Origin of the sequence: Methylobacterium sp. Leaf94 (genome assembly GCF_001426045.1) — a bacterium.
Classification (GTDB): Bacteria; Pseudomonadota; Alphaproteobacteria; order Rhizobiales; family Beijerinckiaceae; genus Methylobacterium.
Genome location: NZ_LMRM01000023.1, coordinates 65,719 through 88,359 on the forward strand (window position 1 = coordinate 65,719; position 22,641 = coordinate 88,359).

Consider the following 22,641-nt stretch of genomic DNA (forward strand, 5'->3'; position numbering starts at 1 on the left):
CTAATGTCAAGGCCCCGATGACCGCTTTTCGCACCCTCGACGATGCCGGCCCGCTCCAGGGCAAGCGCGTGCTCCTGCGCGTGGACCTGAACGTGCCGATGGAGGGTGGGCGTGTCACCGACGCCACCCGCATCGAGCGGATCGTGCCGACCATCAACGAGATCGCCGGCAAGGGCGGTCGCGTCGTGCTGCTGGCTCATTTCGGACGCCCGAAGGGCAAGCCCGTCGCCGCAGAATCGCTGAAGCCCGTAGTCGAAACCTTGAGCCGAAAGCTCGGCCGTCCCGTCGCCTTCGCGGAGGATTGCGTGGGCTCGGCGGCGGCGGACGCTGTCGCGCGCCTGCAGGACGGGGACGTCGCCCTCCTCGAAAACACCCGCTTCCATGCCGGAGAGGAACAGAACGACCGGGCCTTCGCCGAGCAGCTCGCTACCAATGGCGACCTTTACGTCAACGAGGCCTTCTCGGCCGCGCATCGCGCACACGCCTCCACCGAGGGCTTGGCCCATCTGCTGCCGGCCTATGCGGGTCGCCTGATGCAGGCGGAGCTCGACGCTCTGACCAAGGGGCTCGAAGCCCCGACCCGCCCGGTCATCGCCCTCGTCGGCGGTGCCAAGGTCTCCTCCAAGATCGACCTTCTCCAGAACCTCGTGGCGAAAGTCGACATGCTCGTTATCGGCGGCGGTATGGCCAACACCTTCTTGCACGCGCAGGGTAAGGCAGTCGGCAAGTCGCTTTGCGAGAAGGATCTCGCCGACACCGCCCTGCGCATCGTCGAGGCGGCCAAGGCGGCCAAGTGCCGGATCATCCTGCCGGTCGACGCGGTCTCGGCCTCCGAGTTCAAGGCCAACGCTGCGCACGAGACGATCCCGGTCGACGCCGTGCCGGAGACCGGCATGATCCTCGATGCCGGTCCCGCCTCAGTGGCTGAGATCAACGCGGCCATCGACGAGGCTGCCACCCTGGTCTGGAACGGCCCGCTGGGGGCCTTCGAGCTGACCCCGTTCGATGCCGCCACCGTAGCGACCGCCCGGCACGCGGCCGAGCGGACCCAGGCCGGCAAACTCGTCTCGGTGGCCGGCGGCGGCGACACGGTCGCGGCGCTCAATCATGCGGGCGTGGGCGAGACCTTCTCCTACGTTTCTACCGCGGGCGGCGCCTTCCTCGAGTGGCTCGAGGGCAAGGAACTGCCCGGCGTCGAGGCCCTGCGGGCCAGGGGCTGATCGCATCCGCGACGCGGTCTTTTGCGGGATGATAGCCTCCGTCACGCGACGCGGCGTCCCCGGAATGCTGTCATGCGAGAGTTGCAACGGATCCGCAAAGGTCCGAAAAGACGAACGAATTCGGAAGGCTCGCGTTTTCTGGCGCGACGATTGGTGGATCGCCTTGGCGGCGATCGTATCTGAGGAGAAACCCATGGCCCGCATCACCCTGAGGCAACTCCTGGACCATGCCGCCGAGCATGAATACGGCGTGCCGGCGTTTAATCTGAACAACATGGAGCAGGGCCTCGCCATCATGGCGGCGGCGGATGCGACCGACTCTCCGGTGATCCTGCAGGCGAGCAAGGGCGCGCGCGCCTATGCCAACGACATCGTGCTGGCCAAGCTTATCGACGGCCTCGTGGAGATTTATCCTCATATTCCCGTCTGCATGCACCTCGACCACGGCAGCGACGAGGCCACCTGCGCCACGGCGATCCAGTACGGCTTCACCTCGGTGATGATGGACGGGTCGCTGAAGGCCGACGGCAAGACCCCGGCCGACTACAACTACAATGTCGAGATCACCCGCAACGTCACCAAGATGGCCCACTGGGCCGGCGTCTCGGTCGAGGGCGAGCTCGGCGTGCTCGGCTCCCTGGAAAGCGGCCAGGGCGAGGCCGAGGACGGCCACGGCGCCGAGGGCGTGCTCAGCCACGACCAACTCCTCACCGATCCCGACGAGGCCGTGAAGTTCGTGGAGGCCACCAAAGTCGACGCGCTCGCGGTCGCCATGGGCACCTCGCATGGCGCCTACAAGTTTACCCGCAAACCCGACGGCGACGTCCTGGCGATGAACGTCATCGAGGAGATCCACCGCCGCCTGCCCACGACCCACCTCGTGATGCATGGATCCTCATCGGTGCCGCAGGACCTTCAGGACATCATCAACCAGTATGGCGGCGAGATGAAACCGACCTGGGGCGTGCCGGTCGAGGAGATCCAGCGCGGCATCAAGCATGGCGTTCGCAAGATCAACATCGACACGGACAACCGGATGGCGATGACGGGCCAGATTCGGAAGATTCTGGCCGAGAACAAGGCCGAGTTCGATCCGCGTAAGTACTTGAAGCCTGCCATGGAGGCGATGACCAAGCTGTGCAGGCAGCGCTTCGAGGAGTTCGGTACCGCCGGCCAGGGTTCCAAGATTCGCCCGGTTTCCGTGGCCACCATGGCCAAGCGTTATGCCAACGGCTCCCTCGATCCGAAGATCGGCGCATTGAGCTGAGGCGCCGGAAGGACCCTGTATGTCGGAACCCCGCACCCGCCTCGCCCTGCTCAGCCCCCACCGGGTCGAGGCCGGTGATGCCGACGCGCTCGGCGCGGCGATCACGGCCGCCTGTGCGGCCGGCGACGTCGCGGCCGTCATCCTGAGGCTGGCCCCGGTCGACGAGCGCAGCCTGGTCAATCTGGTCAAGCGCCTTGCCCCGGCTGCGCACGAGGCCGGCGCGGCCGTGGTCGTCGCCTGCGCGCATTTCGACGGCGACCTCGTCAGCGTCTCCGCCCGCGGCGGTGCCGATGGTGTTCACCTCGACAAGGCTCGGGATGGCGACCTGCGCGACCTGCGCGAGCGCTTGGCCGACGGACGAATCCTGGGGGCCGGCGGTCACGAGCAGAAGCACGCCGCGATGGAGGCCGGCGAGGCCGGCGTCGACTACGTCATGTTCGGTGGCCTCTACCCGGATGGGATGTCTCCCGATTCCGAGACAGTCCTGGATCGCGCCGTTTGGTGGACCGAGATCTTCGAGACGCCCTGCATCGCCGTTGCAGACGCTGTCGACCAGATCGGTCCACTTCTGGCGACCGGCGTGGAGTTCCTCGGCCTGGAGAGTGGCCTCTGGATCGGCGAGCACGCCGACGTAGCCGGAATCCAAGCACGGGTTGCCGCCGCCGGGGAGACGGCCGCGTGAGGGTGGCGTTCAGCCTGTTGGCTCTGATGCTCGGCCTGTCCGAGGTCCGGGCCGCGTCGTCTCTGTCGCCGGAAGCGGCCAAGCCTGCGACACGCGAGGTCTTTTCCGCCCCGCTAAAGGAATTGCCGACTCCCTATTCGCCTAATGCCATGCGGGCGGTCCCCTTCACGGCGAAGCCCAGCGACAAGGCAGCCGATACAGCCTTTGGCGCCTACCAGCGCGGGCAATACACCACCGCGTTTCGTGAGGCGACGAAGCGGATCGCGGCTGACCCGAAGGATGCGGCGGCGATGACGCTGCTGGGTGAGCTTTACAATCAGGGCCTCGGCATCAAGCAGGATCCGGTCAAGGCGGCGGAGTGGTACCGACTCGCGGCGGCCCAGGGCGACGTGCACGCAATGGCGTCGCTGGGCCTGATGTCGATCGACGGGCGGGGCGGCGCCAAGGACATGAAGGCCGGCCGACAATGGCTCGAGAAGGCCGCCGGGAACGGTGACACGACGGCAGCCTACAATCTCGCCTTGATTCTCCTCGGGACGGGCTCCGAGCCGGATCAGGCCCGGGCCGCCACCCTGTTCCGCAAGGCGGCGGACGGGGAGATCGGCGCGGCCCAGCACGATCTCGGCGTCCTCTACCTGCAGGGGCGCGGTGTGCAGAAGGATCCGACCCAGGCCGCCGAATGGTTTCGGCGTGCGGCGGATAACGGTGATCTGGCCGGCGAGGTCGAATTCGCCATCCTTCTCTTCAACGGGACGGGCCTCCCGAAGGACGAGACCCGTGCGGCGCGCTACTTCCAGCATGCCGCTGCCCGCGGCAATGCCATCGCGCAGAACCGGATCGCGCGGCTGTTCGTGGTCGGGCGCGGCGTTCAGAAGAATCTGGTCGAGGCGGCAGCCTGGAATCTCGCGGCATCCGCACAGGGTTTGTCCGACGGCTGGCTCGACGAGAACCTGAAGGGCCTGGAGCCAGCCGAGCGACAGCGCGCCGAAGCGCTGGCCGCGGATCGCGCGAAGGTCAATTAGCTGCGTCCCGTGGGGCAGACCCGCTTTCGATAGGGGTGAGCCGGCGCGCAAACGTGCTATGGCCGCGCCGAATGTTACGTGAATCGACGTTCTTTGAATCGGCCTGGACCTGAAGATCGATGATCAGCTCACCTCTCATGACCGTCATGGTCGACGCCGTGCGCAAGGCGGCCCGCGGTCTCAAGCGCGACTACGGCGAGATCGAAAATTTACAGGTCTCTCGCAAAGGCCCCGGAAACTTCGTCTCAGCCGCCGACCGCAAGGCCGAGGAAGTCTTGAAGGATGCCCTGATGAAGGCACGTCCGGGCTATGGGCTCATCTTGGAAGAATCCGGCAACGTTGAGGGCGCAGACAAGAGCCACACTTGGCACGTCGACCCCCTCGACGGGACTACGAACTTTCTTCATGGCATCCCGCACTTCGCGATTTCCGTCGGGCTGGAGCGTGAGGGGCAGATCGTCGCCGGCGTGATCTACGATCCGGCCAAGGATGAACTGTTCGTGGCCGAGCGCGGCAAGGGTGCCTATCTCAACAATCGTCGCCTGCGCGTCTCCGGGCGCACCGACATGGCCGATGCCCTGGTCGCCTACGGATCACCCTATCTCGGCCGCGGCGATCATCCGAAGCTCCTGCGGGAAGTCGCCGCCGTGATGGCCGTGACCGGGGGCGCCCGCCGCTTTGGCTCCGCCGCCCTGGATCTTGCCTACGTCGCCTGCGGCCGCTCGGACCTGTACTGGGAGCGCGATCTGCAAACCTGGGATATCGCCGCGGGGATCATTCTTGTGCGCGAGGCCGGCGGCTTCGTCACCAGCGCCGATGGGGGTGCCGAGCCCCTGGCAGCCCGCTCGGTCGCCTGTGGCAATGAGATTCTGCACGGTGAGCTCGTGAAGCTCCTGCGCCGCGCCAACGCCTGAGGGGCGCCCTCGCGCGCTTCCTCGCCTCCACTCTCCTCGACAAGGGCTCCCCCATGGAAACCCGCCGCCACATCGCGTTGAAGGACTCGATCCGGTCCATCCCGGATTACCCGAAGCCCGGCATCGTGTTTCGCGACATCACCACGCTTCTCAGCGACCCGCGCGCGTTCCGCCGGGCGGTTGACGCGCTGGTACATCCGTACGCGGGGGGACGCATCGATCAGGTGGCAGGCATTGAGGCGCGTGGATTCATCCTAGGCGGCGCGGTGGCACACCAGCTCTCGTCCGGCTTCGTTCCAATCCGCAAGAAGGGCAAGCTTCCGCACACGACGGTATCGATCGCCTACGCCCTAGAGTACGGCACGGACGAAATGGAAATCCACGTTGATGCCATCAAGCCGGGCGACCGGGTGCTTCTGGTGGATGACCTGATCGCCACCGGGGGGACGGCCTGTGCCGCGGTGAATCTGTTGCGCCGGATCGGCGCCGAAGTGGTGGCAGCCTGCTTTGTCATCGATCTGCCGGAAATCGGCGGCGCGCAGAAGCTGCGCGACCTCGATGTACCGGTCCGGACCCTGATGGAATTCGACGGCCACTGACCTTCGCCCCTTCGGGGACACGCGCGGGGCAGGTGGGTGAGGGTACGGGACCTATCCTGACCCCTCACCCACCTTGACCCAGCGTCAGCCGTCGGCGGGCAGCCTCTCTCTCCGAAGAAGAAAAAGGCGCGCGGACGCTACGCCGCTGCTAAGCTCGTGAACAGGCCGCGCCCGTCGGTCCCGCCGACGAGATCCTCTACGAAATTCTCCGGGTGCGGCATCAGGCCGAGCACGTTGAGATTCTCGGAATAGATGCCCGCGATGGAATTCAGCGAGCCGTTACGATTGGCGTCTACGGTGAGGTTGCCACCCGCGTCCGCGTAGCGGAACGCCACCCGGCCATCGCCTTCGAGACGCGCAATGGTATCCGGGTCTGCGAAGTAATTGCCTTCGCCGTGGGCCACGCAAACGTCTATGACCTGATTCTCGGCATAGGCCGAGGTGAAACGGGTGTCGGCACGCTCCACCCGGAGCAGCTGGCGATGGCAGATAAAGCGCCGGTCCACGTTCCGCATCAGGACGCCGGGCAGCAGGCCAGACTCGCACAGGATCTGGAAGCCGTTGCAGATGCCGAGCACCAAGCCGCCCCGCGCGGCGTGCGCGCGGACGGCATCCATCGCAGCTGCGCGACCGGCAATGGCGCCGCAGCGGAGGTAATCGCCGTACGAAAATCCCCCAGGCAGCACGGCCAGATCGGTACCGGCCGGTAGCGCGGTATCCGTGTGCCAAACCTTCACGACCTCCGCACCCGATTGGGTCAGGGCTCGGGCCACGTCCGCATCGCGGTTGGAGCCTGGAAAAACGATGATGGCAGCGCGCATCAGGCGATCTCGATGGCGTAATTCTCGACGACCGTGTTCGCGAGCAGCTTCTCGCAGGCGCTCTTCAGCAACGTCTCTGCAGCCGCGCGGTCCTCCCCCACGATTTCGATATCGAAGACCTTTCCCTGGCGGACGCTGTCGATACCGGACAGGCCGAACGAAGTCAGGGCCGCCTCAATCGCCTTGCCCTGCGGGTCCAGCACGCCGGTCTTCAGGGTGACGATGATGCGTGCTTTCATGGGTGCGAACTCGTCTGGTGTCGGGGCACCCTGCCGATAATCGGGAAATGCCAGGCAAGCAACGCGAAATGGCCCAAGAGCGGCCGCGCATAGACGTCGAAGCTGTGGTTTTCCGATCAGCGTGTTGTGGGATCTGGTCCCCGCAGAGGCTCGATGCTCGTCGCGCGCCGCCAGAGTTGCAGCATCACCCAAGCTGCAAAGAGGCTGAACAGCGCCATCAGCACATGCCCCACCGTGTCGCCGAGGTCGAAGAGGCCGGCTAGAGCCCAGCCCGCCGCGATGGCGACGGCGAACACCTCTGTGCCGACGAGAACCATCATGCTCAGGATGGTGATGAGATTGCGCGTGTTCACTAAAGCGTCGCCCCGTTACCAGCTTCACGCGCGGGAGACCCGGCGCAAACATGATCGAGGGCGACGTAGCGCGAACCGGACGGGTCGCGCAACGTCGCCCTCGTTTCGACCCCGACCTTCAGCGTGGGGCGCGCTTGGCCAGGATACGCTGAAGCGTCCGGCGGTGCATGTTCAGGCGACGCGCCGTCTCGGAAACGTTTCGTCCGCACAGTTCGTAGACACGCTGGATGTGCTCCCAGCGCACCCGGTCCGCTGACATCGGGTTCTCCGGCGGGTCAGCCCGCTCGCCCGGCTGCGCCATCAGCGTCCCATGGATCTCGTCGGCGTCGGCTGGTTTGGCTAGATAGTCGAACGCACCGAGTTTCACGGCCGTGACCGCCGTCGCGATATTGCCGTAGCCGGTGAGAATAACCCCCCGTGCGTCCGGGCGGCGCTCCTTCAGGCGAGCGATCACGTCGAGCCCATTGCCGTCGCCGAGTCGCATGTCGATGACCGCGAAGGCCGGCGGACGGACGTCGACCATCGAGACGCCTTCGGCGACGCTTTCGGCAACTTGCACCTCGTAGCCGCGCATCTCCATGGCACGGGCCAGCCGGGTCGAGAACGGCTTATCGTCATCGACGATCAGCAGAGTGCGATCCTGGAAAGCGGCAAGGGGATCATTGTCGGCGAGCTGAGCGATCTCGGCACTCGGCGCCGTGGTTCCAGTCTGCGTCAGCATCCGACGCTCCTCCGTAGTTCACGAACCATCTTCGATAGGGTTCTGCTGTGGTCCTCATATAGGTGTCGCACCCGTTTCCGTCAGGGGTTGCCCACTACTCAATTGCGCATGATCGACCGTCGAGGCGCCTCGCTCAAAGATGTGACGCGCCCAGCTGACACGAACCACGGCGCCCGTCGCCTCGTGTTGCGAGACGTTCGACAACGTCAGCTGCGCGCCGGAACGTTCGATCAGGGTCTTGGCGATGAAAAGTCCGAGGCCTAGACCGGCGCCGGTGCTGTCCGGGCTGCGGGAGCGATCCGGGCTCCGGGTCGTCACGTAGGGCTCGCCGGCCCGGAGCAGGACCTCACTCGAGAAACCGGGTCCGTCGTCCCGGATCTCCAGCCAAACCCGCTCGAGGGTCCAGCGCGCCTCGATGATGACCCGCTCGGTGGCAAAGTCGACTGCGTTATCCACGATGTTGGCCAGGCCGAACATCACGCCCGGATTGCGCCGGCAAACCGGCTCCGGACCCTCTCCATGGTTGGAGACGTCGAGGATGATGCCCATGGCACGCTGCGGCTCGACGAGCTCCTCCACGAGGTGGCTGAGACTGACCGTCTGCAGGAAGCCGGCCTCGTCGCTGTCGAGCGACGTCAGCTTCGAGAGGATACCACGGCAGCGATCGACCTGGTCGCGCAGGAGCGCAAGGTCCTCCCGCACCGAAGGGCTGGCGGTCGTCGCCAATTGACGGGTCAACTCCTTGGTGACCACCATGATGGTGCCGAGCGGCGTACCGAGTTCGTGAGCGGCTGCGGCCGCGAGCCCGTCGAGCTGTGACAGGTGCTGTTCGCGGGCCAGCACCAGTTCCGTGGCGGCCAAGGCCTGCGCCAGTTGGCGCGTCTCCTCCGCGACCTTCCAGGCATAGACGCCCGTGAAGGCGGTTCCGAGCAGGATCGCGGTCCAAATGCCCGAGATGTACAGGAAAGGCAGTTCCAACCGCCCGTCGGCAAACCAGGGCAGGGGGCGGTGCACGAGGGCGAGCAGGGTCGCGAGGCCGATCGCCAAGAGACCGAGCGCCAGGGTCCGTTCGGGCGGCAGGGCGGTTGCCGAGATCAGCACAGGCGCAAGGAACAGCAGCGAGAACGGGTTCTGCAGTCCGCCGGTCAGGAACAGCAGGGCGGCGAGCTGGATGATGTCGAAGGCGAGCAGCAGGGCCGCGGAATCGTCGCTCAAGCGGTAGCTCGCGGGAAAGCGGATGCGCAGCGCGAGGTTCAGCCAGGACGATGTGGCGATGACGAGGAAGCACCAGCCGAAGGGCAACGGCAGGCCCAATCCGAATTGCGCCCCGACCACCGCCGCACTTTGCCCGGTGATCGCGAGCCATCGCAGGCGCACGAAGGTGTCGAGACGCAGATGCCGTGCGTCGCGGACGAAGCCGTTGCTGCTCATGTCGATCATGTCAGGGGAACGATAGGGCCCGACTGTCTCGCGTCTATCCCTCCGGGTTCGGACATCCGCTCTTGTCGACATCGCTTTTGCGCTAAACCGAGGGGAGCGAATCCGCAGAGGTCGATGTGGAGCGCCGAGCCGACGGCGCATTTCGCAGGCAGCTCGGGGAAGCGACGCCCGTGAAATGGGGAATGGTCCGTGAACTTGTCCTACCTCTGGTACGAGGCCGCCCGACTGATGACGACGCCGGCGCGACTTGTCGTCGACGTCGCCAGGCACGGCCTGCAGAACCCCGCCAATCCGCTCGCCTACTCGCCCTATGCCCGCTCGTTGGCGGCCGCCTGCGAGATGTTCGAGCGGGTCACGCGGCGCTACGGCAAGCCGTCCTTCGGCTTCACCAGCGTCACCATCGACGGAACGAGCGTCCCGGTCAGCGAGCGAGTGGTGTGGGAGCGTCCCTTCTACCGGGTGATCACCTTCGATCGAAGCTTCTTACGCGGCCCCACGGCGCCACAGCCGAAGCTTCTGATCGTCGCGCCGATGTCGGGCCACTACGCCACGCTCCTGCGCGGCACCGTGGAGGCCATGCTACCCGACCATCAGGTCTTCGTCACCGATTGGGCCGATGCGCGCATGGTGCCGATCGGAGCCGGGCGGTTCGATCTGGATTCCTACATCGACTACCTCATCGACATGTTTCGCGACCTCGGACCGGAGCTTCACGTCATGGCCGTGTGTCAGCCGGCCGTGCCGGTCCTGGCGGCGGTCGCCGTGATGGAGGCGCAGGGCTACGCACCGGTGCCGCGCTCGATCACGCTGATGGGTGGTCCCATCGACACGCGGCGTTCACCGACCGCCGTGAACTGTGTGGCTCAGGAGCGCGGGACGGCTTGGTTCGAGCGCAACTGCATCACCACCGTGCCCGCCGGCTATCTCGGCGTCTGGCGCAGCGTCTATCCGGGCTTCTTCCAGCTCTCCGGATTCATGGCGATGAATCTCGACCGTCACGTTAACGCCCACGCCGAGATGTTCGACCACCTCGTGACGGGGGATGGCGATTCGGCTGAGAAGCACCGCGAGTTCTACGACGAGTATCTCGCCGTGATGGATCTGACGGCCGAGTTCTACCTGCAGACGGTGAAGACGGTCTTCGTCGATCACGCCCTTCCGAGGGGATCGATGATCCATCGTGGCGCCCGCGTCGACCTCGGCGCGATCCGTAGCTGTGCCATTCTCGCCATTGAGGGCGAGAACGACGACATCTCCGGCGTCGGCCAGACCCAAGCTGCCCTGGACCTCACGCCGAACCTTCCTCCGCAGCGAAAAGCCTATCATCTTCAGCAAGCTGTCGGACATTACGGGGTGTTCAACGGGTCGCGCTACCGCACCATCATCGCGCCCCGTATCGCCGGCTTCATTCGCCAGATGGGGGATTCCGAGGGGGGAGGAGTGGCAATCAGCCATCGGCCGGAACCCGACCTGTCGGGGGCGCCTGCCTGAGGATGGGGGCGCTCGGGTCGATGGCGAAGGGGCGCGACAGCGGCTAAGCTGGCGAGATGCGATTGGCGTTGCTGCGCGGGGCGGACCCGGATCACCTCGACATCCTGCACGAGGGCGAGACCCTCCGCGTCCTGCTGCGTCGCCGGCCGACAGCACGTCGTCTGACCCTGCGCGTCTCGAGTGCTACCGGCGAAGTGGTCATGACGCTTCCGACGCGCACCTCGGTCGGTGTCGCCCGAACCTTTGCCATCAGCCACGGGGGATGGATCGCGGCTCGGCTGGCGCGCATGCCCGAGCGGGTGCTGTTCGCGGCGGACGCTGTTCTGCCGATCCGAGGCGTGCCGCACAGGGTCCTGCATCGCGACCGACGAAGCGGGCTCACCCGGCTCGAGACGCTTGCCGAGGAGCCCGTCCTCTCGGTTGCCTGCGACGCGCCGCACATCGCGCGAAGAGTCACCGATTTCCTGCAGCGGGAAGCCCGGCGTGATCTGACCGAGGCGGTGGCGCGCTACACCGAGAAGCTGGGGCAGGGGCCGACGCGCATCACCTTACGCGACACGCGAAGCCGCTGGGGCTCCTGCACGGTGCGTGGCGAGCTGAACTTCTCCTGGCGGCTGATCTTCGCGCCACCGATGGTGCTCGATTATCTGGTGGCGCACGAGATGGGGCATCTCCGCGAGATGAACCACTCGGCACGATTCTGGACCCTGGTGGGGTCGCTCTGCCCGCATGTGGACGAAGCCGAGCGCTGGCTGAAGCGCAACGGCGCCACCCTGCACCGCTACGGCTGAGGTCGGCTCAACCGCGGACGCGGATTCCTCGGCCGCGTACGACTTGCTCGGCCGGCCAGGTCGGGCGGGGATCGACATCGCCCGGGTTCAGGGTGCGCGGCGCGACGCTGTCGCAGACTTCCCGCTGGCGCAGGATCACCGGCCGGCCGAACTCGTCCCGACGGCGGATGATGCCGCCGTCGCGGCAGAAGCCCGCGATCTCGGCCGAGCTTCCGCCGCGCCGGCCGCCGGGCGTGCGTGCCACCGGGCGATGCTCGATCACGAGGGGACCATCCCGGTTGAGGGAGCGCTCGACATAGGTCGTCTCGCCCACGGGGAGCGGCTCCGCGAGGGCTGGACCGGCGAGGGCGAGGGTGGCGAGGAGGAGGGGGGCGCGCAGTCGCATGGATCTGTCCGTTGTCGGGCAAGCGTGGCTGTCAGCACTAGAGGCTGTACGCGCGGCGCGATAGTCGGTTCCCGCAGGCCGGCCTTCGCTTGACATTCGATGGCCCAGCATGGTCGGAACACCCGTGTTTTCCGTTAACGGTTCGCGGGGCGGCGGGCCATGCGAAAGGGTCGACGCGTGGGGTTTCGAGGAATGGTGCAGCTTGCACGCGGCCTGGTCGCCCGGGGCGTCGCGGTGGGCCTGCTCGGTGCAGGGATCCTGCTCGCCGGCTTCGGGCCCGAGGGCGCAGCCGCCCAGGGGATGGTTCGCAACACGTTCGGCGATTGGCAACTGCGGTGCGAGACCCCGGCGGGCGCCAAGGCCGAGCAATGCGCCTTGGTGCAATACCTGGCCGCCGAGGACCGGCCGAACCTCACGCTGGTCGTCATCGTCCTGAAGACGGCCGACAACCGCGGCTATCTCCTGCGGGTGGTCGCGCCGCTCGGTGTCCTGCTGCCGTCTGGCCTCGGCCTGAAGATCGACAAGACCGATGTGGGCCGCGCCGGCTTCGTGCGGTGTCTGACGACGGGCTGTGTCGCCGAGGTCGTGATGGATGACGGCTTGATCAAGCAGTTCAGCGGGGGGGCGCAGGCCACCTTCATCGTGTTCCAGACGCCGGAGGAGGGTGTCGGCATTCCTCTGTCGATGAAGGGATTCGCCCAGGGCTTCGATAGCCTCAAGTGATGGGCTTCGCGGTGTGCGGGTGAGACGGTTGGTGCGAAGAATGCGGGATCTCGGCATGAATCTCAGCAGGGCGAAGGGCTGGCAGCGTTTGGGGCTCCTCCTGGCAGCAACCCTTGCGGCGAGCGGCGTCGGGGTCGGCCCCACCTCCGCGGAGGAGGGCAACGTCTTCATGAACATGCTGAAATTCGGCGGGACCACGGTGCCGCCGTCCCAGCCGGACGACACCGATCCGCCCTATTGCCCGACGGTGGCGGTCCCGGAAGGCGGCGCAGCGATCCAGAGCTATGCGGGCCGGGCCGGAGACGGCACCAGCCTCCGGCACCAGGTCACGATCGGTCGCCTGGCCCGGGAATGCGCCAAGCTTCAGGACGGCTCCGTGTCGGTGAAGGTCGGCGTCGAGGGGCAGGTTCTGCTGGGACCCGTCGGTAAGCCGGGTCGCTTCGAAGCTCCGGTCTCGATCAGCATCAAGGCCGGCGACAAGGTCGTGCTGTCCCGGGTCCGCCGGGTGCCGGTGACGGTGCCCGCGGGGGCGGCGCAGGGACTGTTCTCCTTCGTCGAGGACAATCTCGTCGTCCCGGCGGCGATGGCCCGCGACTACGACATCGAGGTTCGTCTCGGGGCTGCGCCGCAGAAGACGGCGCCGCGGAAAAAGAAGAAGCCCGCGGTCTCCGCCACGTCGGAGGATCGCGTGGCGGCGCCCGCCACGGATGCGGCCGAGTGAGCGGTGGGTCTGCGCAGGTGATGTCCTGACCGCATCCGGACGCCCCGTCGCCTTCTCGCTCGACGCCACGGATGATCCCCTCTTCGGTCACCGGCTTCGCCTCGCCGAGAATGGGCGCGGTCGCTGGATCGTGTTGATGTATCGAGCAAATCCGGTCGTACGTCCGCTGCGGCCGCTCCTGCGCCTGACCCGCGACGACGGCCGGCGCGAACTTTTCGTCCTGCCCGGGGCGGGGCAGGGGGCGGCCTGCTGGCTCGGCTTCCTGCCGGCGGATGCCGCGGCGATCGACCTCGCCATCGACGAACGCAGCGGCTTCGTGTTGGAACGGGTCGGCCTGCGTTCGGAGGCGAGCGTGTTCGCCGAATGCCTGCGCGTACGTCCGCTCCGGGCGATTTCCGCTTGTTATCAGAGGCTTAGGCGCAACGAGCGCCGCACCCGCGACATCCTCCGGGGGAGCTGCGGGGTAACGCCGGTCGCGGATTTCGCGGATTGGGCGCGCCAGCGGACCCGCGCCGATGCGGCTCCGGTGCCGGCCGGGCCGGCGGTTCGGCTGGTGATGCCGGCCGGGCCGGCGGACGCGGAGCGGGTCGCCGCCACGATCGCGAGCCTGAAGGCCCAGCGTTACGGGGTCTGGCGCCTCGTCGTGGGCTGGTCGGAGGCGGGGATCGCCATCCCCACGGACGATGCGCGGATCGCGCAACGCGTCTGGCCGGCCTCGGCCTGCCTCTGTGATTTGCTGAATGGTGACAGCGCTTTGGCGCTGCTTGCCCCGGGCGACACCCTCGATCCGGACGCCCTGGCGATCCTGGTCCGCGCCCTGGCGGAGCCGGACCGTCCGCAGATGGTCTATGCGGATGCCCAGGGCGAGGGCCCGGACCCGACGCCGGCGCTCAAGCCGGACTGGAGCCCGGACCTGGCGCTGACCACGGCCTATCCCGGCACCCCGACCCTCTATGCCGGGGGCCTGCTCGAACGCCTCAAGGCCATCCCGCTCGGCGCGCCGGACGCGTTCGCGGTTCGCCTCGGGCTCGCCGCGGTATACCACGCGGGTCGCGACGAGGTCGCGCATGTCCCGCGCGTTCTCGCGCGCGTGGCGCCTCCGCCGCCGGATTCAGCCGAGCGTCACGCGGCGATTCTCCAGACGCACCTTGCCGAGACTCGCCGTCCGGCGCGGGTCGAGGCACATCCGACGGGGTTCGACCTGCTCTGGGCGTTGCCGGAGCCGCCGCCGCTCGCCAGCGTCGTCATCCCGTCCCGGGATCGCCTGGACCTGATCCGGGTGGCCGCCGACGGGGTGCTCAACGGGACGGACTACCCGGCGATCGAGCTCGTCATCGTCGACAACGGCTCCACCGATCCGGCGGTGCTCGCCCATTACGAGACGTTGCGGCGGGATCCGCGGGTCCGCCTCCTGTCCTGTCCGGGGCCGTTCAATTTCTCCGCGATGATCAATGCCGGCGTGGCCGCGTCGCGGGGCGACGTGGTGGTCCTTCTCAACAACGACGTCGCGGTGCTGCGCGAGGACTGGCTCAGCGCCCTGGTGCGCCAAGCTTGCCGGCCGGAGATCGGCGCGGTGGGGGCGAAGCTCCTCTATGCGGACGGAACCCTGCAGCATGCCGGCGTGGTGGTGGGGCTCGGGGGCCGGGCCGGGCACATCCTGCGCCGGCGGCCGGCCGACACCCCCGGCATGCTCGGCCGGATGCGGGTCGCCCACGAGGTCTCGGCCGTCACCGCGGCCTGCCTCGCGGTCGGGCGGGCCAAGTTCGACGCGGTGGGCGGCCTCGACGCGGACAATTTCGCCGTCGACTTCAACGACGTCGATTTCTGCCTGCGTCTCGCAGCGGCCGGCTACCGGACGCTCTGGACGCCGCGGGCCGTGATGGCCCACCTCGAATCGACCAGCCGCGGACCGGCGGTCGGAGCGGCGCGGAAGCGCTTCGAGGCGGAGGCCGACCGCTTCGTGGCGCGCTGGCGCGACACCATCCGGCACGATCCCTACTACCATCCGGACCTGTCGCTGACGACGTTCGGAGAAGATCTAGAATAGGGAAGATCTTGACGAGGCAGGACCGTGAATAGGAGGCCCGACCCGGCGCTCGCCTTCGCGGGCGTGGCCCGGAGCCCGGTCTGGCGGCGCTGGGCGCTGGCCGCTGGGCACCTGCTCCGCCACCGGGGGGAGGGGATGGCGATCCTGCGGGCGCGGCTGGCGGGCAAGCGCGTCCGCGCCGGCCAGGCCGCGGCCGCTCTGTTCGGCCTCGACCATGCGGGACTCCTCTGCGGCCCGGCGGCGCAAGGCCGGCTGCTGCGGGCAACCACGACCACGACCACGACCACGACCGCGGGCGCGGCGCGTCCGCGCGAGACCGTCGCGGTCCTGTCCGTCGCGGATCTGGGGAGCGACCCGCCCTCCGGCGCCGACCTCCTCGTCCTCGCGGCGCCGGGTCATGCCCTGCTGCCGGGCGCCACCGCCCTTCTCGCCGCGGCGTTCGCGCGGTCCCCGGCGCACCAGCTCGCCTACGGCGATGCGCTGCTGGGGCCCGAGACCGGGCCGGCGATGCCGCTGCTGCGTCCCGCCTTCGACCCCGACTACGCCCGGGCGGTGCCGTATCTCGGCCCCGTGCTGGCGGTCCGGGCCTCGGCCCTCGCCGCCATCACCGAGACGGAGGGGCCGCTCACCGATGCCCTCGACCTCACCGAGCGGGTGGCGGAGCGGTTCGGGCGCGGGGCGATCGGGCACCTGCCGCGCCTCCTCTCGCGCAGCGAGGCGGCGGCGGACGGGGCGCAGGACCCGGCGGCGCGCGCCGCCACCCTGCGCCGGGCCCTGGACCGCCGGGGCGACTACGCCGTCGCGATCCGGGTGGAGGCGGACGGCGTGCTCACCCTGGCGCACCCCCTGCCGGAGGTGCCTCCGCGCGTCAGCCTCATCGTGCCGACCCGGGACCGGGTCGATCTCCTGCGGACCTGCATCGCCAGCCTCGTCGCCTGCACCGACTGGCCGGAGCGGGAGATCCTGATCTGCGACAACGACAGTCGCGTGCCCGAGACCCTGGCGTATTTCCGGGAGCTGGAGGCAGCCGGCCTCGCCCGAATCGTGCCCTGTCCCGGCCCCTTCGATTTCGCCGGCATGAACAACCGGGCCGCCGCGCAGGCGCGGGGGACGGTCCTGGCCTTCGTCAACAACGACGTCGCCGCCCTGCATCCGGACTGGCTGGAGCGCCTGGTGCGGGAGGCTCTGCGGCCGGATGTGGGAGCGGTGGGCGCCAAGCTCCTCGATGGGCAGGGTCGCATCCAGCACGGCGGGGTGCTGCTCGGGCCGGGCGGGCTCGTCACCCATGCGCACCGGTTCTTCCCCGGCGACGCGCCGGGCTACCTCGGCGGGCTGCGGGCGACCCGCGCGGTGGCGGCGGTCACGGCCGCCTGCCTCGTGGTGGAGGCGCGCAAGTTCGCGGCGGTCGGGGGCTTCGATGCGGGCGCCTTCGCGGTCGACTTCAACGACGTCGACCTGTGCCTGCGCCTCGGGGCGGCGGGCTACCGCACCCTGTTCGTCCCGGGGGCGGTGCTGCGCCACGACGAGGCCGCGAGCCGGCGCTGGACGGTCGCGGCCCGGGCGCGCCACGGGCGCGAAGTCGCGGCCTTCCACGAACGATGGGGGCCGCTGCTGGCGCAGGACCCCCATTATCACCCGGGGTTCGACCCCGATCTCGGCACCTACGCGCGGTTGCGCCCGGACTGGCCGGAGGCGGGCGCGGTGGATCTGCGATGAGCGTCGTGCCGGCTTCAGGTCCGGAAACCCACACGCAGCACCCCGTCATTCTAAGGCCGCGCAGCCGAGTTCAGGATCCGGACACGCAGGAAGTGCCGGATATGACGCTGCGTCGGCGGTTCTGGATTGCACGCCGCTGGCGCGCCCCTCCGGGGCCGGGCTCGCCTGCGGCGGCGCGGAATGACGGCGCGGTGCCATCCGCCAACGACCGCTGGTTCAGGAGTCGCCGTTCGAGAAACCCAGCCGGCCCGCGCGATCGAAACCCGCGGGGCCGGTCGGCGCGTCTTACTGGACGAGGCGGGGGCCGCCCGTCTGGACCTTCTCGTTCTCGGACATGATGCCGAGGCGCTTGGCCACTTCGGTATAGGCCTCGATCAGGCCGCCGAGGTCCTTGCGGAAGCGGTCCTTGTCGAGCTTGTCCGACGACTTGATGTCCCACAGGCGGCAGGAATCCGGGGAGATCTCGTCGGCGACGACGATGCGCATCATGTCGCCTTCCCAGAGGCGGCCGGTCTCGATCTTGAAGTCGACGAGGCGGATGCCGACGCCGAGGAAGAGGCCGGACAAGAAGTCGTTGACCCGGATGGCCAGCGCCATGATGTCGTCGATCTCCTGGGGGGTCGCCCAGCCGAAGGCCGTGATGTGCTCTTCCGACACCATCGGGTCGTTGAGCGCGTCGTTCTTGTAGTAGAACTCGATGATCGAGCGCGGCAGCTGCGTGCCTTCCTCGAGGCCGAGGCGGGTGGCGAGCGAGCCGGCGGCGACGTTGCGCACCACCACTTCGAGCGGGATGATCTCGACTTCGCGGATCAGCTGCTCGCGCATGTTCAGGCGGCGGATGAAGTGCGTGGGCACGCCGATGTCGTTGAGGTGCTGGAAGACGAACTCGGAGATCCGGTTGTTCAGTACGCCCTTACCGTCGATGACATCATGCTTCTGCGCGTTGAAGGCGGTGGCATCATCCTTGAAGTGCTGGATGAGCGTTCCCGGCTCCGGACCCTCGTAGAGGACCTTCGCCTTGCCCTCGTAGATGCGACGGCGGCGGTTCATAGGCGTGTACCGTGGTTTGAGGAAGTCCATGGGCCGTGACTCCTTGCGAGCGAACGATGCGGAATCCGCGGCGTGGCGGCCTGTGAGTGGGGCCGGGCCGAGAGACACGTCGTACGTCGAAAGCCTCCGCGACCGTGGCGCAAACTACCCGAAGGCGGCTGGCAGCACAACGCGCTGGCCGGATGGGACCCATGCCGTTCAGGGAGAGGCCGGGTGATAACGGGGAGTCCGTGCCGGAGGCAAGGGCGCGGCGGCCGAGGCCGGCCGGAGGAAGCGCCGCCGGGAGGGGGCGCGCCTTCGGGTCAGGGCGCCGGCGTCTTGGCCGGAAAACGGCAGAGGTCGGCGATGGGACAGCGATAGCATTCGGGCTTGCGTGCCTTGCAGATGTAGCGGCCGAACAGGATCAGCCAGTGATGGGCGTTGAGCCGGTAGGGGGCGGGCACAAGGGCTTCGAGCCCGGCCTGGACCTTGTCGGTGGTGGGGGCGACCACCAGCGGGATCCGGTTGGAGACCCGGAAGATGTGGGTGTCGACCGCGATGGCCTCCTCGCCGAAGGCGACGTTGCGCACCACGCTCGCGGTCTTGGTGCCGACGCCCGGCAGCACCTCCAGGGCCTCGCGGGTGCGGGGCACTTCGCCGCCATGCTCCTCCACCAGGATGCGCGACAGGGCGATCACGTTCTTCGCCTTGGTGTTGAACAGGCCGATGGTGCGGATGAAGTCGCGCACCCGCTCTTCCCCGAGGGCCAGCATCGCGGCCGGCGTGTCGGCGATGGCGAAGAGCGGCGCTGTGGCGAGGTTGACGCTGCGGTCGGTGGCCTGGGCCGAGAGCACCACCGCCACCAGAAGGGTGAAGGGGTTCTGGAATTCCAGCTCGGCGCGCGGCTCCGGATTGGCCGCGCTGAGCCGCGCGAAGATCTCCGACACCGCCTCCGGGCCGACGGGATCGGGCGTGGCGGGCGCCTCTGCGACGATCGGCGCGGCGAGGCGCGCGGAGATCGGCGATTTCCGGGGTCGGGTCGGCTGTCGGCTGGGCATCCCTGCGTTATATTCCCCGCATGGCGAGCGGCAATGACCACGTCCCTCCGATCGGCCGGCATCCGGACGGCCTCGATCCCGACAGCATGGATCGGCCTGTCTTCCAGGCCACCATCCGGCCGCACCAATCCCTGAGCCCCGACGGCTTCCGCAACGTGATGATCGGGTGCTGCGCCGTCTCCCTCGTGACCTCGATCGCCTGCGTCCGGGCCGGGTTCTGGCCCGTGGCCGGCTTCTTCGGCCTCGACATGATCGCCCTCTACGTGGCGCTGAAGGCGAGCTTCCGGCGCGGTCGCTCCTTCGAGGAGGTGGCGATCACCCCGATCGAGGTGATGCTCGCCCGGGTGACCCACCGGGGCGAGCGCCGGGAATGGCGCTTCAACCCCCTCTGGACCAAGCTCACCCGGGTCGAGGACGACGAGTACGGCATGCAGACCCTGACCCTCGAATCGCGCCGGGAATTCGTGGTGGTCGCCCGCGACGCCTCGCCGCCGGAGCGCGAGGTGATCGCCGAGGGCCTGACCCGCGCGCTGGCGCAGGTGAAGAAGGGCTATTGAGATGAGTCGGCGCGGGCGCGGATGGCTGGCCGTGCTGATCGGCGCGGGGCTGGCCAGCGCCGGTTTTTCGCGGGACGGCGCGGCGGCGCCGGCACAGGTCACCGTCCGCTTCGTGGCGCCGGAGCGCTACACCGACGCCGACGACCGCTACGGCTCGGGGCCCGGCCTGCGCGGCACCCTCGCGGAGATCCGCCGCATCATCGAGGCCTCGGCCCTGCGGGTGATGGGACCGGACGAGACGCTGGTGGTGGACGTCCTCGACATCGACCGGGCCGGCTTCGTGCGCCCGGACCTGAACATCCCCTCGGGCCTGCGGATCGTCAGCGACGTGACCCCGCCGGCGATCCGCCTGCGCTACGACCTGCGGCGGGGCGGCCGCCGGATCGCCGGGGGCGAGGAGCGCCTGACCGACATCAACTTCCTGTTCGGCGCCCGCGCCGCCGCGGCCTTCGGGAGCTTCGGCTACGAGGAGGCCCTGCTGCGCGACTGGGCCCGCACCCGGCTCTCCGGGCGCGCCGGCGGTCCGGGGCCGCGGCCCGAATAGGGGCGCCGCCCCGTGGCGGCGGGGGCCGCCACATGACCAAAACGTCATGTTTCCGCCAGCGTCGCGCAACCCGCCGCTTCCCATGCTCCGGGCCATCGACCCGGCGAGGAGGGATGCGGCATGAGCGTTGCCGGACAAGGCGGTTTCGCGCGGACGGGCGAGCCCCTATCACTCCGTCCCATGCGTCTGCTCATCATCGAGGACGACCGCGAGGCGGTCGCGTACCTGCTCAAGGCGTTTCGCGAGGCCGGCCACGTGCCGGACCAGGCGTCCGACGGCCTCGACGGCTACGCCCTGGCCCAGGAGGGCGACTACGACGTGCTCATCGTCGACCGCATGCTGCCCAAGCTCGACGGCCTGTCGCTGATCCGCTCGCTCCGCGAGCAGGGCGTGACCACGCCGGTCCTGATCCTCTCGGCCCTCGGCCAGGTGGACGACCGGGTGAAGGGCCTGCGCGCGGGGGGCGACGACTACCTGCCCAAGCCCTACGCCTTCTCCGAGCTCCTCGCCCGGGCCGAGGTGCTGGCCCGCCGCCGGGCCGGGCCGGGCACGGCCGCGGAGGCCACCGCCTACCGGGTCGGCGACCTCGAGCTCGACCGCCTGTCCCACCGCGTCACCCGGGCGGGCCACGAGATCGCGCTGCAGCCGCGCGAATTCCGCCTGCTCGAGTACCTGATGCGCCATGCCGGCCAGGTCGTGACCCGGACGATGCTGCTGGAGCATGTCTGGGACTACCATTTCGACCCGCAGACCAACGTCATCGACGTCCACGTCTCGCGCCTGCGCGCCAAGGTCGACAAGGATTTCGAGCACCCGATCATCCACACCGTGCGCGGCACCGGCTACGTGCTGCGCGTCGACGAGGCGCGCGGCCCCGGCCCGGCGTCGTGACGAATCTCGACGACGCCCCGGCCGGGCGCCTCGGCAACCTGTTCCGGACGACGGCCTTCAAGCTGTCCTTCGCCTATCTGGTGGTGTTCGCCACTTTCGCCCTGCTGGCGCTCGGCTACGTCGCCTGGAACGCCAGCCGGGCGCTCGACGACCAGATGGTCTCCACCATCGAGGCCGAGATCAACGGCCTGTCCGAGCAGTACAAGGTCGGGGGCCTGCGGCGCCTGATCTCCGCCGTGGAGCGGCGCGCCGGCGAGCCCGGGGCCTCCCTCTACCTCGTCACCAACGCGGCGGGCGAGCGCCTCGTCGGCAACATCGACGCCCTGCCCACCGGGCTCATCGTCGATCCCGGCCAGACCGAGGCCAACTACGCCCGCATCGGGGGCGCGCGCGACGTCGAGCACCGGGCGATCATGCAGATCTTCGTCCTGCCCGGCGGCTTCCGGCTCCTCGTCGGCCGCGACGTGGCCGAGCGCGACCGGCTGCGGGCGGTGATCGGGCGGACCTTCGGCTCGTCCGTGGGGCTGGTGGTCGTGCTGGGCGTGATCGGCGCCTGGTTCATCGCCAGCCGGGTCCTGAAGCGCGTCGACGCCATGACCGAGACCACCCGCCGGATCATGGCGGGCGACCTCGACGGGCGCCTCGCGGTGGCGGGGACCGGCGACGAGCTCGACCGGCTGGCGCGCAACCTCAACGCCATGCTGGAGCGCATCGGCGAGCTGATGCGCGGCCTGCGCGACGTCTCCGACAACATCGCCCACGACCTCAAGACGCCCCTGACCCGCCTGCGCAACCGGGCCGAGGAGGCCCTGCGCACGGCCGAGACGCCGGACGCCCTCCGGGCCGCGATCGAGGGGGTGATCGAGGAGAGCGACGGGCTGATCCGGATCTTCAACGCGCTCCTGATGATCGCCCGGCTGGAGGGCGTGAACGCCCGCGAGGACTTCCAGACCTTCGACGTCGCCGCCGTGGTCCAGGCCGTGGCCGAGCTCTACGAGCCCCTGGCCTCCGAGCAGGGCCTCGCGCTGCACGTCGAGACGGAGGGCGCGCCCCTGACCCTGCGCGGCAGCCGCGAGCTGATCGGGCAGGCGCTGGCCAACCTCATCGACAACGCGGTGAAGTATGGCGGGGCCAGCGGCGAGATCCGCCTCAGCGCCGCGCGGATCGGCGACACCCTGCGCCTCGGCGTCGCCGATTCCGGACCGGGCATCCCCAGCGAGGCCCGCGGCCGGGTGCTGGACCGCTTCGTCCGGCTGGAGGAGGCGCGCTCCCGGCCGGGCTTCGGCCTGGGCCTGAGCCTCGTCAACGCGGTGGTGCGCCTGCACCAGGGCACGCTGGCGCTGGAAGACCATGCCCCCGGGCTCGCCGTCGTGATAACCCTGCCGGCCGGAGATCCGACGGGAGGGTAGG

24 protein-coding genes are annotated in these 22,641 nt (G+C 68.8%); 16 read left to right on the forward strand and 8 right to left on the reverse strand.

Annotation, left to right across the window (positions count from 1 at the left end):
* Positions 1-17: 17 nt before the first annotated feature.
* From ASG63_RS13295 to ASG63_RS13320, 6 genes are all read left to right on the forward strand, one after another.
* A complete protein-coding gene (locus tag ASG63_RS13295; RefSeq protein WP_056216891.1) occupies positions 18-1,220 on the forward strand; it encodes a phosphoglycerate kinase in 1,203 nt (400 codons plus the stop codon).
* A 193-nt stretch (positions 1,221-1,413) separates the two neighbouring features.
* Complete coding sequence (fba, locus tag ASG63_RS13300) at positions 1,414-2,487, forward strand: class II fructose-bisphosphate aldolase (protein ID WP_056216895.1); 1,074 nt, start codon at positions 1,414-1,416, stop codon at positions 2,485-2,487.
* A 19-nt stretch (positions 2,488-2,506) separates the two neighbouring features.
* On the forward strand, positions 2,507-3,169 hold the full coding sequence (locus ASG63_RS13305; RefSeq protein ID WP_056216900.1) for a thiamine phosphate synthase: 663 nt from the start codon (positions 2,507-2,509) through the stop codon (positions 3,167-3,169).
* A gap of 26 nt (positions 3,170-3,195) precedes the next feature.
* Positions 3,196-4,191 carry a tetratricopeptide repeat protein gene (locus tag ASG63_RS13310; RefSeq protein ID WP_056217433.1) on the forward strand — a complete coding sequence of 332 codons (996 nt, stop codon included), beginning with the start codon at positions 3,196-3,198 and terminating at the stop codon, positions 4,189-4,191.
* A gap of 119 nt (positions 4,192-4,310) precedes the next feature.
* Positions 4,311-5,105 (forward strand): inositol monophosphatase family protein, encoded by a 795-nt coding sequence (locus ASG63_RS13315; protein ID WP_055955245.1) that lies wholly within the window; start codon positions 4,311-4,313, stop codon positions 5,103-5,105.
* Positions 5,106-5,158: 53 nt separating this feature from the next.
* On the forward strand, positions 5,159-5,704 hold the full coding sequence (locus tag ASG63_RS13320) for an adenine phosphoribosyltransferase (RefSeq protein ID WP_056216903.1): 546 nt from the start codon (positions 5,159-5,161) through the stop codon (positions 5,702-5,704).
* A 137-nt stretch (positions 5,705-5,841) separates the two neighbouring features.
* Here the strand turns inward: ASG63_RS13320 and purQ are convergent, their stop codons facing one another.
* The 5 genes from purQ to ASG63_RS13345 all read right to left on the reverse strand — a co-directional run bounded on the left by purQ (position 5,842) and on the right by ASG63_RS13345 (position 9,278).
* A complete protein-coding gene (gene purQ / locus ASG63_RS13325) occupies positions 5,842-6,525 on the reverse strand; it encodes a phosphoribosylformylglycinamidine synthase subunit PurQ (protein ID WP_056216907.1) in 684 nt (227 codons plus the stop codon).
* Positions 6,525-6,764 carry a phosphoribosylformylglycinamidine synthase subunit PurS gene (gene purS / locus ASG63_RS13330; protein ID WP_056216911.1) on the reverse strand — a complete coding sequence of 80 codons (240 nt, stop codon included), beginning with the start codon at positions 6,762-6,764 and terminating at the stop codon, positions 6,525-6,527. The genes purQ and purS overlap by 1 nt, the downstream gene beginning before the upstream one ends.
* Positions 6,765-6,880: 116 nt before the next feature.
* Positions 6,881-7,117 carry a hypothetical protein gene (locus ASG63_RS13335; protein ID WP_056216916.1) on the reverse strand — a complete coding sequence of 79 codons (237 nt, stop codon included), beginning with the start codon at positions 7,115-7,117 and terminating at the stop codon, positions 6,881-6,883.
* Positions 7,118-7,235: 118 nt separating this feature from the next.
* Entirely contained in the window at positions 7,236-7,838 is a 603-nt protein-coding gene (locus ASG63_RS13340; protein ID WP_056216919.1) for an ActR/PrrA/RegA family redox response regulator transcription factor, read from the reverse strand.
* Between the two features lie 54 nt (positions 7,839-7,892).
* A complete protein-coding gene (locus tag ASG63_RS13345; protein WP_056216922.1) occupies positions 7,893-9,278 on the reverse strand; it encodes an ActS/PrrB/RegB family redox-sensitive histidine kinase in 1,386 nt (461 codons plus the stop codon).
* A 189-nt stretch (positions 9,279-9,467) separates the two neighbouring features.
* On the opposite strand from ASG63_RS13345, the gene ASG63_RS13350 reads away from it, so the two are divergent.
* Together ASG63_RS13350 and ASG63_RS13355 are read left to right on the forward strand one after the other, a co-directional pair.
* The gene (locus ASG63_RS13350; protein ID WP_056216927.1) at positions 9,468-10,769 is read left to right on the forward strand and encodes a polyhydroxyalkanoate depolymerase; all 1,302 of its coding nucleotides are present in this window, start codon (positions 9,468-9,470) and stop codon (positions 10,767-10,769) included.
* Between the two features lie 56 nt (positions 10,770-10,825).
* Complete coding sequence (locus ASG63_RS13355; protein ID WP_056216930.1) at positions 10,826-11,560, forward strand: M48 family metallopeptidase; 735 nt, start codon at positions 10,826-10,828, stop codon at positions 11,558-11,560.
* 7 nt (positions 11,561-11,567) lie between these two features.
* Here ASG63_RS13355 and ASG63_RS13360 read toward each other — a convergent pair whose 3' ends face one another.
* Positions 11,568-11,945 (reverse strand): hypothetical protein, encoded by a 378-nt coding sequence (locus ASG63_RS13360; protein ID WP_056216934.1) that lies wholly within the window; start codon positions 11,943-11,945, stop codon positions 11,568-11,570.
* Positions 11,946-12,137: 192 nt separating this feature from the next.
* On the opposite strand from ASG63_RS13360, the gene ASG63_RS13365 reads away from it, so the two are divergent.
* The 4 genes from ASG63_RS13365 to ASG63_RS13380 all read left to right on the forward strand — a co-directional run bounded on the left by ASG63_RS13365 (position 12,138) and on the right by ASG63_RS13380 (position 17,152).
* Positions 12,138-12,668, forward strand: coding sequence for an invasion associated locus B family protein (locus ASG63_RS13365; RefSeq protein WP_108039224.1), 531 nt, complete (start codon positions 12,138-12,140; stop codon positions 12,666-12,668).
* A gap of 55 nt (positions 12,669-12,723) precedes the next feature.
* A complete protein-coding gene (locus tag ASG63_RS13370) occupies positions 12,724-13,389 on the forward strand; it encodes a hypothetical protein (RefSeq protein WP_056216937.1) in 666 nt (221 codons plus the stop codon).
* Between the two features lie 136 nt (positions 13,390-13,525).
* A complete protein-coding gene (locus ASG63_RS13375; protein ID WP_244479896.1) occupies positions 13,526-15,436 on the forward strand; it encodes a glycosyltransferase family 2 protein in 1,911 nt (636 codons plus the stop codon).
* A 24-nt stretch (positions 15,437-15,460) separates the two neighbouring features.
* The gene (locus ASG63_RS13380) at positions 15,461-17,152 is read left to right on the forward strand and encodes a glycosyltransferase family 2 protein (protein WP_056216941.1); all 1,692 of its coding nucleotides are present in this window, start codon (positions 15,461-15,463) and stop codon (positions 17,150-17,152) included.
* Between the two features lie 285 nt (positions 17,153-17,437).
* On the opposite strand, the gene purC is transcribed toward ASG63_RS13380, so the two are convergent.
* Both purC and nth read right to left on the reverse strand, forming a co-directional pair.
* On the reverse strand, positions 17,438-18,232 hold the full coding sequence (gene purC / locus ASG63_RS13385; protein ID WP_055955211.1) for a phosphoribosylaminoimidazolesuccinocarboxamide synthase: 795 nt from the start codon (positions 18,230-18,232) through the stop codon (positions 17,438-17,440).
* 272 nt (positions 18,233-18,504) lie between these two features.
* Positions 18,505-19,239, reverse strand: coding sequence for an endonuclease III (gene nth, locus ASG63_RS13390; protein ID WP_082501105.1), 735 nt, complete (start codon positions 19,237-19,239; stop codon positions 18,505-18,507).
* A gap of 20 nt (positions 19,240-19,259) precedes the next feature.
* On the opposite strand from nth, the gene ASG63_RS13395 reads away from it, so the two are divergent.
* The 4 genes from ASG63_RS13395 to ASG63_RS13410 all read left to right on the forward strand — a co-directional run bounded on the left by ASG63_RS13395 (position 19,260) and on the right by ASG63_RS13410 (position 22,640).
* Entirely contained in the window at positions 19,260-19,796 is a 537-nt protein-coding gene (locus ASG63_RS13395; protein ID WP_056216945.1) for a DUF2244 domain-containing protein, read from the forward strand.
* A 1-nt stretch (position 19,797) separates the two neighbouring features.
* On the forward strand, positions 19,798-20,340 hold the full coding sequence (locus ASG63_RS13400) for a DUF3016 domain-containing protein (protein ID WP_082559300.1): 543 nt from the start codon (positions 19,798-19,800) through the stop codon (positions 20,338-20,340).
* A 180-nt stretch (positions 20,341-20,520) separates the two neighbouring features.
* Positions 20,521-21,231, forward strand: coding sequence for a response regulator transcription factor (locus ASG63_RS13405; RefSeq protein ID WP_056216948.1), 711 nt, complete (start codon positions 20,521-20,523; stop codon positions 21,229-21,231).
* Positions 21,228-22,640, forward strand: coding sequence for a sensor histidine kinase (locus ASG63_RS13410; protein WP_056216951.1), 1,413 nt, complete (start codon positions 21,228-21,230; stop codon positions 22,638-22,640). Before ASG63_RS13405 ends, ASG63_RS13410 begins: the two co-directional genes overlap by 4 nt.
* Position 22,641: the final 1 nt, after the last annotated feature.